Annotated in this window: 15 protein-coding genes; 9 read left to right on the plus strand and 6 right to left on the minus strand. The window is 37.9% G+C overall.

What is annotated here, in order from left to right:
* Positions 1-154 precede the first annotated feature (154 nt).
* The 3 genes from GGG_RS0110205 to GGG_RS0110215 form a co-directional block, all read right to left on the minus strand.
* Entirely contained in the window at positions 155-1,141 is a 987-nt protein-coding gene (locus GGG_RS0110205; RefSeq protein WP_010114622.1) for a Tim44 domain-containing protein, read from the minus strand.
* Positions 1,142-1,583: 442 nt separating this feature from the next.
* Positions 1,584-2,972: a DNA repair protein RadA gene (radA, locus tag GGG_RS0110210; protein WP_010114624.1), complete on the minus strand. Its 1,389-nt coding sequence runs from the start codon at positions 2,970-2,972 to the stop codon at positions 1,584-1,586.
* A 134-nt stretch (positions 2,973-3,106) separates the two neighbouring features.
* The gene (locus GGG_RS0110215) at positions 3,107-4,462 is read right to left on the minus strand and encodes a sodium:alanine symporter family protein (RefSeq protein WP_029574532.1); all 1,356 of its coding nucleotides are present in this window, start codon (positions 4,460-4,462) and stop codon (positions 3,107-3,109) included.
* A 429-nt stretch (positions 4,463-4,891) separates the two neighbouring features.
* On the opposite strand from GGG_RS0110215, the gene GGG_RS0110220 reads away from it, so the two are divergent.
* The 6 genes from GGG_RS0110220 (at position 4,892) to GGG_RS0110245 (ending at position 10,459) form a co-directional block, all read left to right on the plus strand.
* Positions 4,892-6,292 carry an amino acid permease gene (locus GGG_RS0110220; RefSeq protein WP_010114628.1) on the plus strand — a complete coding sequence of 467 codons (1,401 nt, stop codon included), beginning with the start codon at positions 4,892-4,894 and terminating at the stop codon, positions 6,290-6,292.
* Positions 6,293-6,437: 145 nt separating this feature from the next.
* A complete protein-coding gene (locus tag GGG_RS0110225; RefSeq protein WP_010114630.1) occupies positions 6,438-6,668 on the plus strand; it encodes a hypothetical protein in 231 nt (76 codons plus the stop codon).
* A gap of 33 nt (positions 6,669-6,701) precedes the next feature.
* The gene (gene lysA / locus GGG_RS0110230; RefSeq protein WP_010114632.1) at positions 6,702-7,946 is read left to right on the plus strand and encodes a diaminopimelate decarboxylase; all 1,245 of its coding nucleotides are present in this window, start codon (positions 6,702-6,704) and stop codon (positions 7,944-7,946) included.
* Positions 7,947-7,959: 13 nt separating this feature from the next.
* Positions 7,960-8,805 carry a diaminopimelate epimerase gene (gene dapF / locus GGG_RS0110235; RefSeq protein WP_010114634.1) on the plus strand — a complete coding sequence of 282 codons (846 nt, stop codon included), beginning with the start codon at positions 7,960-7,962 and terminating at the stop codon, positions 8,803-8,805.
* 191 nt (positions 8,806-8,996) lie between these two features.
* A complete protein-coding gene (xerA, locus tag GGG_RS0110240) occupies positions 8,997-9,893 on the plus strand; it encodes a site-specific tyrosine recombinase/integron integrase (protein ID WP_171057683.1) in 897 nt (298 codons plus the stop codon).
* Positions 9,894-10,087: 194 nt separating this feature from the next.
* The gene (locus GGG_RS0110245) at positions 10,088-10,459 is read left to right on the plus strand and encodes a hypothetical protein (protein WP_029574533.1); all 372 of its coding nucleotides are present in this window, start codon (positions 10,088-10,090) and stop codon (positions 10,457-10,459) included.
* 8 nt (positions 10,460-10,467) lie between these two features.
* Here the strand turns inward: GGG_RS0110245 and GGG_RS0110250 are convergent, their stop codons facing one another.
* The 3 genes from GGG_RS0110250 to GGG_RS0110260 all read right to left on the minus strand — a co-directional run bounded on the left by GGG_RS0110250 (position 10,468) and on the right by GGG_RS0110260 (position 12,192).
* Positions 10,468-11,013 carry a GNAT family N-acetyltransferase gene (locus tag GGG_RS0110250; RefSeq protein ID WP_010114640.1) on the minus strand — a complete coding sequence of 182 codons (546 nt, stop codon included), beginning with the start codon at positions 11,011-11,013 and terminating at the stop codon, positions 10,468-10,470.
* Between the two features lie 68 nt (positions 11,014-11,081).
* Complete coding sequence (locus GGG_RS0110255) at positions 11,082-11,645, minus strand: GNAT family N-acetyltransferase (protein ID WP_010114642.1); 564 nt, start codon at positions 11,643-11,645, stop codon at positions 11,082-11,084.
* A gap of 52 nt (positions 11,646-11,697) precedes the next feature.
* Positions 11,698-12,192 carry an Lrp/AsnC family transcriptional regulator gene (locus GGG_RS0110260; RefSeq protein WP_010114644.1) on the minus strand — a complete coding sequence of 165 codons (495 nt, stop codon included), beginning with the start codon at positions 12,190-12,192 and terminating at the stop codon, positions 11,698-11,700.
* Positions 12,193-12,306: 114 nt separating this feature from the next.
* Between GGG_RS0110260 and GGG_RS0110265 the strand changes: the two genes are divergently transcribed.
* The 3 genes from GGG_RS0110265 to GGG_RS0110275 all read left to right on the plus strand — a co-directional run bounded on the left by GGG_RS0110265 (position 12,307) and on the right by GGG_RS0110275 (position 15,154).
* Entirely contained in the window at positions 12,307-12,912 is a 606-nt protein-coding gene (locus GGG_RS0110265; protein ID WP_010114646.1) for a LysE family translocator, read from the plus strand.
* 539 nt (positions 12,913-13,451) lie between these two features.
* Positions 13,452-14,204, plus strand: coding sequence for an electron transfer flavoprotein subunit beta/FixA family protein (locus tag GGG_RS0110270; protein ID WP_010114648.1), 753 nt, complete (start codon positions 13,452-13,454; stop codon positions 14,202-14,204).
* Between the two features lie 17 nt (positions 14,205-14,221).
* Positions 14,222-15,154 carry an FAD-binding protein gene (locus tag GGG_RS0110275; RefSeq protein WP_010114650.1) on the plus strand — a complete coding sequence of 311 codons (933 nt, stop codon included), beginning with the start codon at positions 14,222-14,224 and terminating at the stop codon, positions 15,152-15,154.
* Positions 15,155-15,560: the final 406 nt, after the last annotated feature.

The raw sequence follows: 15,560 nt of genomic DNA on the forward strand, positions 1-15,560 counted from the left end.
TATATTGATGAATTGACAAGGTTTAAAATATACAACATTGAATAAAAAACAGTAAATTATAAAATGCTATATAGAATTGATGTTACATAGAAAACCAGCACCAAAGTGCTGGTTTTATTTTTATTTCAGGAGCACATTTGCTTAGAAAGAAAAATTAGCTTTCTTGTTGAATCCCTGCAACTAACCAATCTTGGTTAGATCCTGCAGGTTTAATAAAGTGCCATACTTCTGCAAATGGTTGCGGAAGGCTATTTAAATCTTCACTGACAGTACCTGTGAAGCGAACGCTTACAACATACTGACCATTTTCAGTTGCACTATCTACAACCATTGCATTTAAGTTTGAAAACTCAGCAACGTCTTGATCTTGGTTTGCCATAATATCGCTATACATTGACTGATAAAGATCAGGAGTAAGATAGCGTTGAATTTCTGCAATATTAGTTACAGAGTTCATTGACTGAATATGGTTGAAACGCTGACGAGCAACACGTAAGAACGAAGCAGGCTCACTTCCATCAGGAAGTTGATTGCCACTTTGCATTGATGCACCAAAAGGCGCTTGAGTCGCTGCACCACCTGCAACGGATTGGCCAAAGATATTGGTACTATCATTTGACGTGCGTGCAGTTGTATTTGCTTGACCAAATGGCGCAGAAGTAGGTCCTGCGCTATTTGGAGCATAAGGATTATTACTTGCTAATTTTTTTTTTGCACCGAATTTACGGAACAAGAAGAAAGCAGCACCCGCAATCAGAATTAACCAAATCCAGCTTGGGATTCCGCCTTTTTCTTCTTGTTGAGCAGCTTGTTGTTGCGCCAATTCTGCATCAGTGGTTTGAGCATTGGTACCGTTACGATCATCCGCCATCGCATTGGCTGCAACTGCACCTACCGCAGCACCTGCAACACCTGCAGCGACCATTTTACCTACGCCAGAGCCAGATTTTTGCTGACCTACAGCTGTTGGCTGTTGAGCAGGCGTAACTTGACGAGGTTGAGAATAAGATTGACTTGAACTCGAAGAACGGCTCATGCCATGGCTTTTACCACCACCTGCACGTTTCGCTTCGGCTAAAGGAGCTACAGCCAAAGTTGCCATTAAAATACCTGCGATCAAGCCGCGCTGTCGAACTTCCATTGAAATTTCCTATTTAACAAATCAATTGATGAATATGATTTAAACAACACACTTCTGTTGTTTTCATTTCTCTATTTATGCAGTCTTTTGCATAGAATTTCAATGTTTTTAACATATATTTGAGTAGAAATTCACATAAAGATAACGAATTTTTTGATTGTTGAAATCCGTCTGTTAGTTTTTTTATAATTTATTGAAAAGATAAAATAATCTTTAAATATTAGTTTTTATCATATGGTTGGAATAGTCGCACTTGATGTGGATTCTATAACATTATTATGGTGAAAATTCTCAAGCTAAATATATAGATGCCTGCTTAATGCTTTTGATCATTTTAATTGCGAGTTTCTTTGAGGTTTTTATGTGCATAGCCACTATTCACGACATCCTTGTCGCAATATTCATCCTTGTCACAATCTCTAAGTAAGAAAATTTCTCGCCTTTAACCGACTTCATCGCTAAGTTGCATTGCTTCAGTTAATGCTTCATGTAAACGTGCTACAGAAATAATTTGTACACCTGCGATTGGTTTTTGTGGAGCATTTCCTCTTGGGACAATAATGTATTTAAAGCCATGTTTAATCGCTTCTTTTAGACGTTCTTGACCATTGGGAACAGGTCGTATTTCCCCAGATAATCCAACTTCTCCAAAAACAGCCAATTGTTGTGGTAAGGCTTTAGAACGTAAACTGGATGCACAAGCTAAAAGCACGGCTAAATCTGAACCTGTTTCTGTAATTTTTAAACCACCGACCACATTGACATAAACATCCTGTCCAGAAGTTTGTACCCCACCATGACGATGCATGACAGCCAATAACATATTTAAACGGTTTTGTTCTAAACCGAGTGCAACTCGACGAGGTTGTCCGTGCGCATCATCGACCAAAGCCTGTACTTCCACAAGTAAAGGTCGAGTGCCTTCTCGACTGATCATAACCACTGAACCCGGAATCGCTTCATCATAACGGCTAAGGAAAATTGCAGAAGGATTGGCGACTTCTTTAAGTCCCTTATCGGTCATGCCAAAGACACCGAGTTCGTTGACAGCACCAAAACGGTTTTTAACGGCTCGAATCATGCGGTAACGTGAATCTGATTGCCCTTCAAAATAAAGGACACAATCCACCATGTGTTCAAGTACACGTGGCCCAGCAAGAGAACCTTCTTTGGTAACGTGACCGACAATGAATAAGGCTGTACCACTATTTTTAGCAAAGCGGGTGAGTAGGGCAGCAGATTCACGAATTTGCGATACACCACCTGGTGCGGATTGTAAGGTTTCTGTATAAAGCGTTTGAATCGAATCTAGAATGGCAACGGCAGGGCGAAGTTGTGCAAGCGTATCGCAAATACGTTCTACGCATGTTTCCGCCATGACTTGAAGTCTGTCTGTGGGTAAGTCCAGTCGGTTGGCACGTAAAGCAACCTGTGAAAGTGATTCTTCACCTGTGACATATAAAGCCGAACTATTGGCAGCAGCCATGTGTGTTGCTGTTTGCAATAGAATGGTCGATTTACCAATGCCGGGATCACCCCCAATTAAAACCACAGATCCAGTGACCAAACCACCACCAAGGACACGATCAAATTCACTGATCCCAGTTTGTAATCGTGTTTCACTTGAAACGGCAATTTTGTCGAGGGTCGTAATATTGGCGACTTGTCCTGCATAACCACCGCCCATTGCTTTGGCACGATGTGCGACAACAGGTTCAATACGCACTTCGGTTAAACTATTCCATTCACCACAGTCTGAACATTGACCCGACCATTTTGGATGGTCTGTACCACATTGTTCACAACGATAAACAGTTTTAACTTTTGCCATAATAATTTTCGAAAAATTGAGGTGATTGAATTGATTGTTGGACTATGACTATACAGCATCATATAAAAAGATGAACAGACCTCAAACAAAAAGAGCTGCATGAAAGCAGCTCTTGGATGTGGCAAGCTCATAAATTAATATAATTCACCAGATTTACGCTTTGCTAAGAAGTCTTTGGTTTCTTTGACAATTACTGTTGAAAGTAACAGTAAGGCAATTAAGTTCGGAATTGCCATTAAACCATTGAAGGTATCTGCGAATAACCAGACTAAGTCAAGTGTGGCAATCGTTCCTATAAAGACTGTCAGAATGTAAATGATCCTGTAAGGAAGGACAAATTTTTCTCCGAATAAATAAGTCGCGCATTTTTCACCATAATAACACCAGCCTAGAATGGTTGAATATGCAAAGAAAATAATACCTAAAGTGACTACCCAACCGCCTATACCTGGAAGTAAACGATCAAAAATATGTGTGGTCAGCACCGCTCCCGTTTCAGTTCCAAAACTATTCCCAGCAGTCAGATAGCCCATGACTAAAACAAGACCTGTAATACTACAAACAATGATGGTGTCAATAAATGTACCCGTCATTGAAACTAAGCCTTGGCGTACAGGATGATCTGTCTTTGCAGCGGCAGCAGCAATAGGTGCAGAACCCATACCCGCTTCATTCGAAAATACACCACGTGCCACACCGTAACGAATGACAGCCCCAATTGCACCACCAGCAACGGCTTGCCCAGTAAATGCATCAACAAAGATCAATTTAAGTGCAGGAACGATAAGCTCAATGTTTGAGAGAATAATCGCTAAACCACCTAGGACATAACCGATGGCCATAATAGGCACAATAAAAGATGAAGCTTTTGCGATCGATTTAATCCCACCTAAAATCACTAAAGCTGAAAATATAGTAATGATGACACCTGTCACCCAAGTTTCGATCCCCATGCTATTTTGTACAGCAAGCGCCACGGTGTTTGATTGTACAGAACTACCAATACCAAATGAGGCGATTGTACCGAATAAGGCGAACAATATTGCTAGCCATTTCCACTTTAAACCGTGTTCAATGTAATACATTGGGCCACCAGATTTTTGGCCATTTTCATTGGTAATACGGTATTTTACAGCGAGAACACCTTCTCCATATTTGGTTGCCATACCAACTAAAGCAGTCATCCACATCCAAAATACAGCACCCGGACCACCTAGTACGCAAGCTGTTGCTACACCAGCGATATTACCTGTACCAATGGTTGCAGAAAGTGCAGTCATGAGTGCAGCGAAGTGTGAAATATCTCCTTCATGGCTTTTGGCTTTATCATGCTTACTAAAAACTTGTTTAAAGGCGAAGGGTAAAAGGCGAAATTGTAAAAACATCAGTCTAAAGGTAAGGAAGACACCAGTACCGACCAGCAGTACGAGCATATAGGGTCCCCAGACCCAACCACTAAGTGTTTCCATTATTGATTGAATATTTTCGATCATAAGCTTCTTCTTTTTTATCCATTTTATTTACATAACATGCTGTTTAAATAAGCAATTGTCATGCCATCCATATTTTAGAAAAATAAAGTTCAGATCAGCGATTTGCCTAATGGATAATCATTATCCAAAATGTCCAATTGAACTTTAGTATAGTTTTTTTCAATGTATCTCTTTTTTGACATAGATTTATCTGAGATACAAGCTTCATATTTGCTTATTTTATATTTTTCTTAAATTATCTTAATACTTGATTTTTAGAATAATTAATTTTTTTTGGTATAAAATACAATCAATTATTATAAATTCAATGTTTTGGGCGCACTGTCTTTAGTTTGGCTAATAAACTGTTTAGTAAAATTTTTCTTTTTCTTTTTTTTGTAAATTAAGATAATTTTAGCGTGAATAGATACATAGTTGAAATTTATAATGCAACAAGGAAATACGACACAACACAGTAAGGATGGAGAACTTTCGAGAAGTTTATCCAATCGCCATCTTCAATTGATTGCAATTGGTGGTGCAATTGGTACTGGGTTATTTATGGGTTCAGGGAAGACGATCAGTCTCGCAGGGCCTTCCATTTTATTTATTTACATGATCATTGGTTTGATGGTGTTTTTCGTCATGCGTGCGCTTGGTGAATTATTACTTTCAAACTTGCAATACAAGTCATTTATTGATTTTTCAACAGATTTAATTGGGCCTTGGGCAGGTTATTTTGTTGGATGGACGTATTGGCTGTGTTGGATCACGATCGGTATTGCTGATTTATCTGCCATTATTTATTATTTACAGTTCTTTAATAATGGTGTGCCGTTTACCCCGACTGAAGGTGCGCTGATTAGTGTCGCAGCAATTTTCTTCATTATGGGACTAAATTTAGTGACGGTGAAATTGTTCGGTGAACTAGAGTTTTGGTTCGCATTGATTAAAATTATTGCCATTGTGGTTCTGATTTTGGTCGGTTTCTGGATGATCTTTACAGGTTTTACTTCAACGACAGGTCAAGTGGCTTCATTTACGCATTTATGGGACAACGGTGGTATGTTCCCAAAAGGTTTTGATGGGTTCCTTGCAGGTTTCCAAATTGCAATCTTTGCCTTTGTAGGTGTGGAGCTTGTAGGGACAACTGCGGCTGAAACCAAAGATCCTGAGAAAAATTTACCTAAAGCAGTAAACTCAATTCCAATTCGTATTATTTTCTTCTATGTATTGGCTTTAGTGATTGTAATGTCGGTTACGCCGTGGAATATGATTGATCCTAAAGTGAGTCCATTCGTGAACTTGTTCAGCCAAGCAGGTATTGCTGCTGCGGCGATCATCATGAACTTAGTGGTACTTTCTTCAGTGATGTCATCTATGAACAGTGGTGTATTCTCTACAAGTCGTATGCTGTTTGGTCTTTCTCGTGAAGATCAAGGCCCGAAAGCTTTTGGCTTATTGAATAGACGTGCTGTTCCAGCAAATGCACTTTATTTCTCTGGTGTGTGTTTATTGGGTGGTGCTGCACTTCAGTACTTTGTACCCAATACTGTTGAAGCGTTTACATTAGCAACCACACTTTCAACGATTCTATTCATTTTGGTTTGGTTGATCATTTTGTGGAGCTATCTGGTGTATTACAAAACACGTCCAGAGCTACATGCAAAATCAGTGTTTAAGCTACCAGGTGGTCCAATCACTTGTTATATCGTGATTGTATTCTTCATTGGAACAATCGGGATTCTTGCTTTAGAGCCTGATACGCTTAAGTCCTTGATGGTGAGTCCAATTTGGTTAATTATCCTTGCGATTGGTTATTTCTGTTTCTATAAGAAAAAACAGTAATTAGCTATTTCAAAGATACTGATAAGAAAACGCCAGTGAACCACTGGCGTTTTTTGTATTCTCGTTCTAAGCTTTGTGGTTTGATACTTTGGTCAATATTTAGAATCAAGGTATACTGACGAAAATTTTGGAAATAGGTGAGCAGATGCGTCTTGCTATTTGTGGCATCGGTTTAGTTTTAAGCAGCGTTGTTTTGGTCGGTTGTGGTCAATCGGGTGAGTTGCACTTAGCAAACAGCCCAGATTATGACAAACGTGCCAAATATTTGTTGTACTCGAAAGAAGACAATAAAGCAGTGCAATCTGAGGAAAAAGTGAAAGATCAAGCGGATGCCGCAGATCAGTCAGTACCTGCTTCTCAAGTCACTTCAAACTAAACCCAATTACACGTTCATTGAAAGGATACATTCATGAGTTTTTCCCGCATTGATGGGGTATTGCATGCAGAGCAATGTTCTTTAGAGCAACTTGCACAGCAATATGGCACACCACTTTATGTCTATTCAAAAGCGACATTTGAAAAGCATTATTTAGATATGGATAAAGCATTTGATTTTATCGATCATCAAATTTGCTATGCGGTGAAGTCAAACTCAAACCTTGCGGTATTGAATGTATTAGCGAAACTGGGTTCAGGTTTTGACATTGTAACTGGTGGTGAACTTGCTCGTGTACTTGCGGCAGGTGGTGAGCCATCAAAAATTGTATTTTCAGGTTTAGGCAAACAAGAAGCCGATATTCAAAAAGCTTTAGAAGTCGGTATTGCTTGCTTCAATGTGGAATCACACGCTGAATTAGACCGTATTCAAAAAGTTGCAGCACAGCTTGGTAAAAAAGCGCCCGTTTCATTACGTGTCAATCCAGATGTGGATGCTAAAACCCATCCTTATATTTCGACTGGGTTAAAAGAAAATAAGTTTGGTATTCCATCCGATGCAGTTTTTGAAACCTATCAATATGCAGCCTCATTGCCAAATCTTGATGTTGTAGGAATTGATTGCCATATCGGTTCACAATTGACAGAAACACAGCCTTTTGTTGATGCGCTTGATCGTGTGATGAGTATGATTGATCAACTAAAAGCATTAGATATTCACCTGCAACACATCGATATTGGTGGTGGTTTAGGGGTGACTTATAAAGATGAAGTTCCGCCGACTGTTGCTGAATATGCCAATGCAATGCGTCCTGCTTTGGAAAAATTAGGTTTAAAAGTCTATATGGAGCCGGGTCGTAGTATTTCTGCAAACGCTGGTGTTCTTTTGACTAAGGTGGATCTACTCAAACCAACAGTTCATCGTAACTTTGCTTTAATCGATGCTGCAATGAATGATTTGATACGCCCAGCACTTTATGAAGCATGGATGGATATTCAAGTGGTTGCGCCAAAAGCTCAAGTCGAAACAAAAACTTGGGATTTGGTAGGACCTATTTGTGAGTCGGCTGACTTTATAGGTAAAGAGCGTGAACTTGCGATTCAAGAAAATGATTATCTTGCTGTCTTGGGTGCAGGAGCGTATGGTTTTGTCATGAGTTCAAACTACAATACCCGTGGTCGTGCGGCTGAAGTGATGGTCGATGCCGATCAGTCACACTTGATTCGTGAGCGTGAAACGATTGAATCACTTTGGAAAAATGAACGTTTATTGCCTTAAGGAGTAATTTTAGATGTTATTAGAATTTACCAAAATGCATGGCTTGGGTAATGACTTTATGGTTGTTGACCTGATTAGCCAACGTGCTTTTTTCGATGCGATGACTATTCGCCGTTTGGCAGACCGCCACTTTGGTATTGGTTTTGATCAGCTTTTGATTGTAGAAGCACCTGATTTCCCAAATGTAGATTTTAAATATCGTATTTTCAATGCAGATGGTTCTGAAGTTGAACAGTGTGGAAATGGCGTACGTTGTTTTGCTCGATTTGTATATGAACGTCAGTTAACCAATAAAAAGCGTTTTAAAGTGCAAACCAATGCTGGGATTGTAGAACCTGAATTGGGTGAAAATGGTTGGGTTCGAGTCAACATGGGCTATCCTAAATTTTTACCGAATGAGATTCCATTCCTTGCGGATGAGCCAGAAGCATTGTATGACATTACATTAGCCGATGAACAGCAGTTAACGATTGATGTGGTAAACATGGGTAATCCACATGCTGTGACTATTGTTCCCAATGTTTTGACAGCAGATGTTGCGAAAATTGGTCCGCAAGTTGAATCTCATATACGTTTTCCACAACGTGTTAATGCAGGATTTATGCAAATTGTTGATGAAAAACATGCACGTTTACGTGTCTTCGAGCGTGGTGTAGGTGAAACAATGGCATGCGGTACAGGTGCGTGTGCTGCGGCTGTTTCAGGTATGCGTCGTGGTTTACTTGCTGACAATGTGGAAATTGAATTAGCAGGTGGTAAGCTGCAAATTGAATGGAAAGAGGGTGATGTAGTGTGGATGACAGGTCCTACTGCAACAGTCTATGAAGGTCGATTAGATTTAAGATATTTCCAGAGTTGATTGGTATTGTCATCATTTAAATCTTAATTTAAATTGTTGTATCGTTAAAAACCCTGAATAGTTTCAGGGTTTTTACTTTCATTAGCCAAATGCTTTTGGTTTCGAATGTTAGAACAGAATTGATTGATAATAAGTAAATAGAGCTAGATAAGGAGGGCTTTATGCAATATGGCGCAATGCAATTGCTCTCGATGTGGATTAAAGATCGTAAAATTCAAAATCAGTCCGAACATACTTTAGAAGCTTATTTTCGTGATGTATCTAATTTTATTGATTTTTGCTATGAGAAAAAGCTTGAATTAAAACAAATCGAAACTTCGGATTTAAGAGAATATATTGCTTATCGAGTAGAAAAACACCAACTCAGTTCTACCAGTTTACAGCGCCATTTGACTTCGATTCGTCAATTTATGAAATGGGCGGAGCAAGGGAACTATTTAGAAATTAATCCTGCTGATGATTTTCAATTGAAAAGACAGCCTCGACCTTTGCCTGGCATGATTGATATTGAAACAGTTAATCAAATTATGGATCAGCCTGAACCAGAAAAACCCATCGAAAAACAATTGTGGCTTCGTGATAAAGCCATTCTTGAATTACTTTATTCAAGTGGTTTACGATTGGCTGAAATTCAAGGGCTTATGATTCGTGATATTGATTTTAATCGGCATTTATTACGCATTACCGGTAAAGGAAATAAAACACGGATTGTTCCTTTTGGTTCGAAAGCCAAACAAAGTTTGATTGAATGGCTGAAAATTTACCGTATTTGGCAGGGCGAGTTTAATCCGCAATCGTATGTGTTTATTACGCAACGTGGAAATAGCATCACGCCTCGTCAAATTGAGAACCGAGTGAAATATCAAGCTTTGCGAGCAGGTGTGAATGTAGATTTGCATCCGCATTTACTTCGACATTGTTTTGCCAGTCATATGTTGTCGAATAGTGGTGATTTACGGGCAGTACAAGAAATGCTCGGTCATAGTAATCTCAGCACGACGCAAATTTATACCCATGTCGATTTTGATCGTCTTGCACAAGTTTATGATCAAGCCCATCCTCGCGCCAATAAGATAAAAACGTCTTAAATATTCAATTTTGCTGAATGTCTTTCATTGATTTGATTGAAATGTTTTACAAAAAAGACTCGGTTTGGAAACAATTCAAAGATAAAAAAGCCAAAAGGCCAATTGTTTTTAGTGAGGCTCTGTTGTATATCTAATTTCGTATGAATCGAAATGCTTTTCTATTGATCCAATTTTGTAATACTTTAGGCTTTCCAATGATCTCGGAACTTGAACAAAAATATAAGCAACTCACTGAAGCTCAAAAAGAAATTTTTAGAGGCTATGGCTTGCGACAAGTCAAACATTTTATTGAATTTAGCTTACCGAAAATTGAAGCAACCTTACCTGAAAAAGGAAAAGTGCTTGGAATTAATGCTGAGGGTAAAGTACAGGCGATAAATACTGAAACCAACGAAGTCTATTTATGGATTTCAGATCAGCAATGGCAAGCTGCGCAAATCGCTTCAAACCGTGTAGATTTAAAAGAAGATTTTCTAGAAGTGTGGAAAATTTTTGATCTACAGAATCAAGACTTAATAGAATTAAGTCATGTGCATCGTGATTTTTTAGAAAGTTTTGCAGAATAAGAACGATCTTAAAATTTAAAATCTTGTTTTTGGATGCGATATAACTTTTCCTCGCGCAGTGGGTGAGTATCATCCAAATCAGGATGTAAGAAGTCATGAGAGAAAGTCATTCCAAGTTTTTCCATGACTTTTTGTGAGGCAATATTATTTTTAGAAGTAAATGCCACGATTTCTTGAAAATAAAGTTCTTCGAAAGCAAATCTTAAACATGCTTCTGCGCCTTCAGTTGCATAACCATGATTCCAAAATTGAGGATCAAGTCGCCATCCAATTTCGATGCAGGGCGAAAAATCGAATTTTGTAGGTTGAGCATGCATTCCAATACAACCAATAAATTCTTGGGTTTCTAGTAATTCAACCGCCCAAAGTCCCCAACCATTTTCTGCGATTAAAGTTCGAATTTTGTCTGCTAGTTCATCACTTTCTTGACGATTCAGTATTTTAGGGAAATATTGCATTACTTCAGCATTCGAGCTGATCTTTGCAAATGGTGCATAATCTGAATCTTGCCACTGTCTCAGTAAAAGTCGATCTGTGCATATTTCATAAATCATTGTTATTTTGCATCCATTTAAAGTATTTCCTAAATTTAAAATGTATATGGTTTTGGAATTTTCGTAAATCATTGTTCCAAAGCGTTGGGATTTTGAATGCTGTAAAGTAAATGTTCAGCCAAAGGGTGTTTCACATCTAAAGCTGGATGTATGAAGTTTTTGATATGTCGCATTCCCAGTCGTTGCATGACCTTTTGTGAGGGAACATTCGACATTGCAGTGAATGACACAACTTCTTCAAGCGCTAATTGTTCAAAAGAGAATTTTAAACAAAGCTGAGCAGCTTCAGTTGCATAACCGTGATGCCAATATTGTTGTGCTAATCTCCAGCCAATTTCTACACAGGGAGAAAAACTATATTGTGTAGGTTGATTTTGCAGTCCAACAAAACCAATAAACTGATGATTTTCTTTTAATTCTACTGCCCAGAAACCCCAACCATTTTCAGCAATGATGGTCTGGAATTTTTCAGCCAGTTGCTGACTTTCAAGCTCCGATAAAGTTGTAGGGAAGTGAGCCATAACATCTGGATCGGCATTTAAATTTGCAAAGGGCTCAAAATCAGTTATTTGCCATTGCCTTAAAATCAATCTGGATGATTCCAATTGAATCGGTGGAGAGAATGTTTGCATCGTATGATTCCAATTCATTTTTACTTTGCTTTTTAAGTTTTCTATAAAACTTTTATAAATCTTCAAGTGGAAGTTGAAAGCTTTGTTTAATGATTTGACTCGGCACATCAGTCTTAACACTGGTGATCCCGTTTTTCTTGGTCAAATGTGTAGACTGAAATTTCCGATAACTTTCTAAATCAGGAACGACCACTTTTAACATCGCATCGCACTCACCCAAAATAATATAGCATTCCATGACTTGAGGAAGTTCTTTCATCGCCTCGATAAATAGGTCGATGGTTTCTGCATCTTGTCCTAAAAGCCAAATTCTTGAAAATAAAATCAGTTGGAAACCAATTTTTTGAGGGTCAACAACGGTAGTGTAGTTTTGAATAACATTGGCTTCCTCCAATAATCTGACTCGTCTTAAGCAAGATGAAGGTGATAGTCCAATTTCACGTGCTAAATCGTTGTTTTGAATTCGACCATTGGCTTGTAAAGCACGAATGATATTTTTATCAATACGATCTAGCTTAATTAGAATTGTCTTTGATGAAATTTTCATAAATTAGAATTTAATTCGAAAAATAGTAAATATTATAGAACATTTGCAATCCTATTTTAAGGGTTTTGAAAGATACTATTTTCTTCCCTAAAACAGTACAGAAAGGAAATGAAAATGTCTGTATTCGCGCTTTTTGCCTTAACGGTATTGCCGTTAATTTTCACACCAGGACCAGATATGTTATTTATCCTGTCACAAGTGATGGGTAAAGATGCGAAAGCAGGTATGATGGCAACAATCGGTATTTGTTCAGGATATTTAGTGCATTCAATATTGGTTGCACTTGGGATTGCTGCAATTATTGTTTCCTTTCCTGTTTTATTTGAAACGATTCGTTATCTAGGAATTGCATACTTATTATATTTAGCATTTCATTTGATTAAGTCAGTATTTCATTCAAAACAAGTGAAGATTGAACAAAAAGTATCAGCACAACCCATCCGAAAAGGTTTTTTTACAGCTTTATTAAACCCAAAAGGCATGTTGATTTATTTTGCAATACTTCCTCAGTTTATCGATAAATCAGGAAATACGGTTGCTCAGGGTTTGGCATTGTCTTTTGTCTTTATTGGTTTAATTTTTGTGATCTACTGTTGTTTGAGTTTGGTCTTTGCCAAAATTTCTCAAAAAACAGGAATAGATGAACGTAAACAAAAATGGATTGATGCAGGCTCTGGTTCACTTTTGGCTTTGGCTGCGACTTGGTTGGTCATTAACTAGCACTAATACACGTATCAAATCAGTAAGATTCATAAGTGTTATCAATAACTTTTGAATAGACTTCAGTCAGCATAAAGCAAAATTTATGCTGACTTTTCATCGTTTAGACTTAAATAAATGCTAAAAATAGCAAAAGTTACAATTTTTAATGATGTAAAAAATTAAATTTCTTTGTCAATCTATCTTTAATGACAAATTTGAATAAAAAAATACAAATCCAATATGGAAATAATTCTGACATTGTAACCTATATTTAAATATTGAAAATTTAGTCTTAAGAAGTTATTTTTATTAAAAAAATATTTAAAATCAATATTTAAAATTTGTCTTAATATAATCTGAAATTGAAGAACAGCATTGTTACATTTTTTTTATGAACTGTCCGTTCAACGATTTTTACGCTTTTTTACAGCTCTTTCGCGAATTGTGACTTGACCGAAATGCCAATCACATTGCAAGATAGGGCACCTAAAAATTTTAAATGAAGAGTTATTATAACTTTTCTCAACATTTATTTTGCTAAAACAGCCGAGGATTACATGAAGGCTCTTGTTGCTGTAAAACGTGTGGTTGATGCCAACGTTAAAGTTCGCGTTAAACCGGACAATAGTGGGGTTGACCTTACTAACGTTAAAATGTCAATTAACCCATTCGATGAAATCGCTGTTGAAGAAGCGGTTCGTTTAAAAGAAAAGGGAACAGTTTCAGAAATCGTTGTGGTTTCTATTGGTGCTAAAGAAGCACAAGAGCAAATTCGTTCTGCGATGGCGCTTGGTGCTGACCGTGGTATCTTAGTTGAAGCTGATGACAGCCAATTAGGTGCTTTGGAAATTGCAAAAATCCTTAAAGGTGTAGTTGAACAAGAACAACCACAACTTGTACTTTTAGGTAAACAAGCGATTGATGATGACTCTAACCAAGTGGGTCAGATGCTTGGTGCTTTACTTGGCGCTGGTCAAGGTACATTTGCTTCTGTTGTGACAGTAAATGGCGATAAAGTTCAAGTGACTCGTGAAGTTGATGGTGGTTTACAAACTGTTGAGTTAAATACTCCAGCAATCATTACGACTGACTTACGTTTGAACGAGCCACGTTATGCTGCGCTTCCAAACATTATGAAAGCACGTAAAAAACCGCTTGATACGAAAACTCCTGCAGATTATGGCGTTTCAACAACTTCTAAACTTAAAACAGTTAAAGTTGAACCACCTGCAGAGCGTAAAGCTGGTGTACAAGTGAAGTCTGTAGACGAGCTTGTTGATAAACTTAAAAATGAAGCGAAAGTGATCTAATACAGAAGGATAAAATCATGAGTATTTTAGTTATCGCTGAGCACGACAATAAGACACTTAACGGTGCAACTTTAAACGTTGTTGCTGCAGCTCAAAAAATCGGTGGTGATATCACTGTATTGGTTGCAGGTTCTGGTGCTCAAGCAGTTGCTGATGCTGCTGCAAAAGTTGCTGGTGTAAGCAAAGTATTACTTGCTGATGATGCTGCTTATGCAAATCAATTGGCTGAAAACGTTGCTAAATTAGTTGCAGAACTTGGTAAAGGTTATACACATATCCTTGCTGCTTCTACAACAACTGGTAAGAACATTCTTCCACGCGCTGCTGCACTTTTAGACGTAAGCATGATTACTGACATCATTGCTGTTGAAGGTCCTAAAACTTTCAAACGTCCTATCTATGCTGGTAACGCAATTGCGACAGTTCAATCTGACGAACCAATTGTTGTTGCAACTGTACGTGGTACGGCATTTGATCCTGTTGCTGCTGAAGGCGGTTCTGCTGCGATCGAAGCTGTTGCTTCTACTGGTGATGCTGGTATCTCTAAGTTCATTTCTGAAGAAATCGTGAAATCTGAACGTCCAGAATTAACAGCTGCTCGTATCGTTGTATCTGGTGGTCGTGGTGTAGGTTCTGGTGAGAACTATCACAAAGTCCTTGATCCATTAGCAGATAAGCTTGGTGCTGCTCAAGGTGCTTCACGTGCTGCAGTAGATGCTGGCTTCGTTCCAAACGATATGCAAGTTGGTCAAACTGGTAAAATCGTTGCGCCTGACCTATACATGGCTATCGGTATTTCAGGTGCGATTCAGCATTTGGCTGGTATGAAAGATTCTAAAGTGATCGTAGCGATCAACAAAGATGAAGAAGCGCCAATCAATGCTGTTGCTGACTACTGGTTAGTTGGTGATTTGAATACTGTCGTTCCTGAATTGGTTTCTAAACTTTAATTCTTGAAAGACTTGTTCTAAAAAACGCTCCGTAAGGGGCGTTTTTTATACGTGAAAAGTGATTTGTAAAAATTATAGCGTTTAAAAAATAGTTTTATATTCAAAGATAAATTTTGATTGAAGACAATTGGTATTTTCCTTGCTATAACGATTAAAAGTATGAATGATTAAAAACTATGAAAAAATTGTCACAAGTTTTTAAGGATCCGTTATATCTCAGATTTTGTTCTTTTTTTTCTGGTACATTGATATTTGCATTGGGCGGTGCGTTAGCTTACATAAGTTATATTGCATTAAATCAGTATATTTGGGTCATTCCATGTGTGCTTATCTCCTTACTGATTATGATCGTAGGATTTATTACTTTTTTATTTACTTTTGTCGATGATAAAGATTTAGTGGATGG

Origin of the sequence: Acinetobacter sp. P8-3-8, assembly GCF_000214135.1 — a bacterium.
In the GTDB taxonomy this organism is placed as follows: Bacteria; Pseudomonadota; Gammaproteobacteria; order Pseudomonadales; family Moraxellaceae; genus Acinetobacter.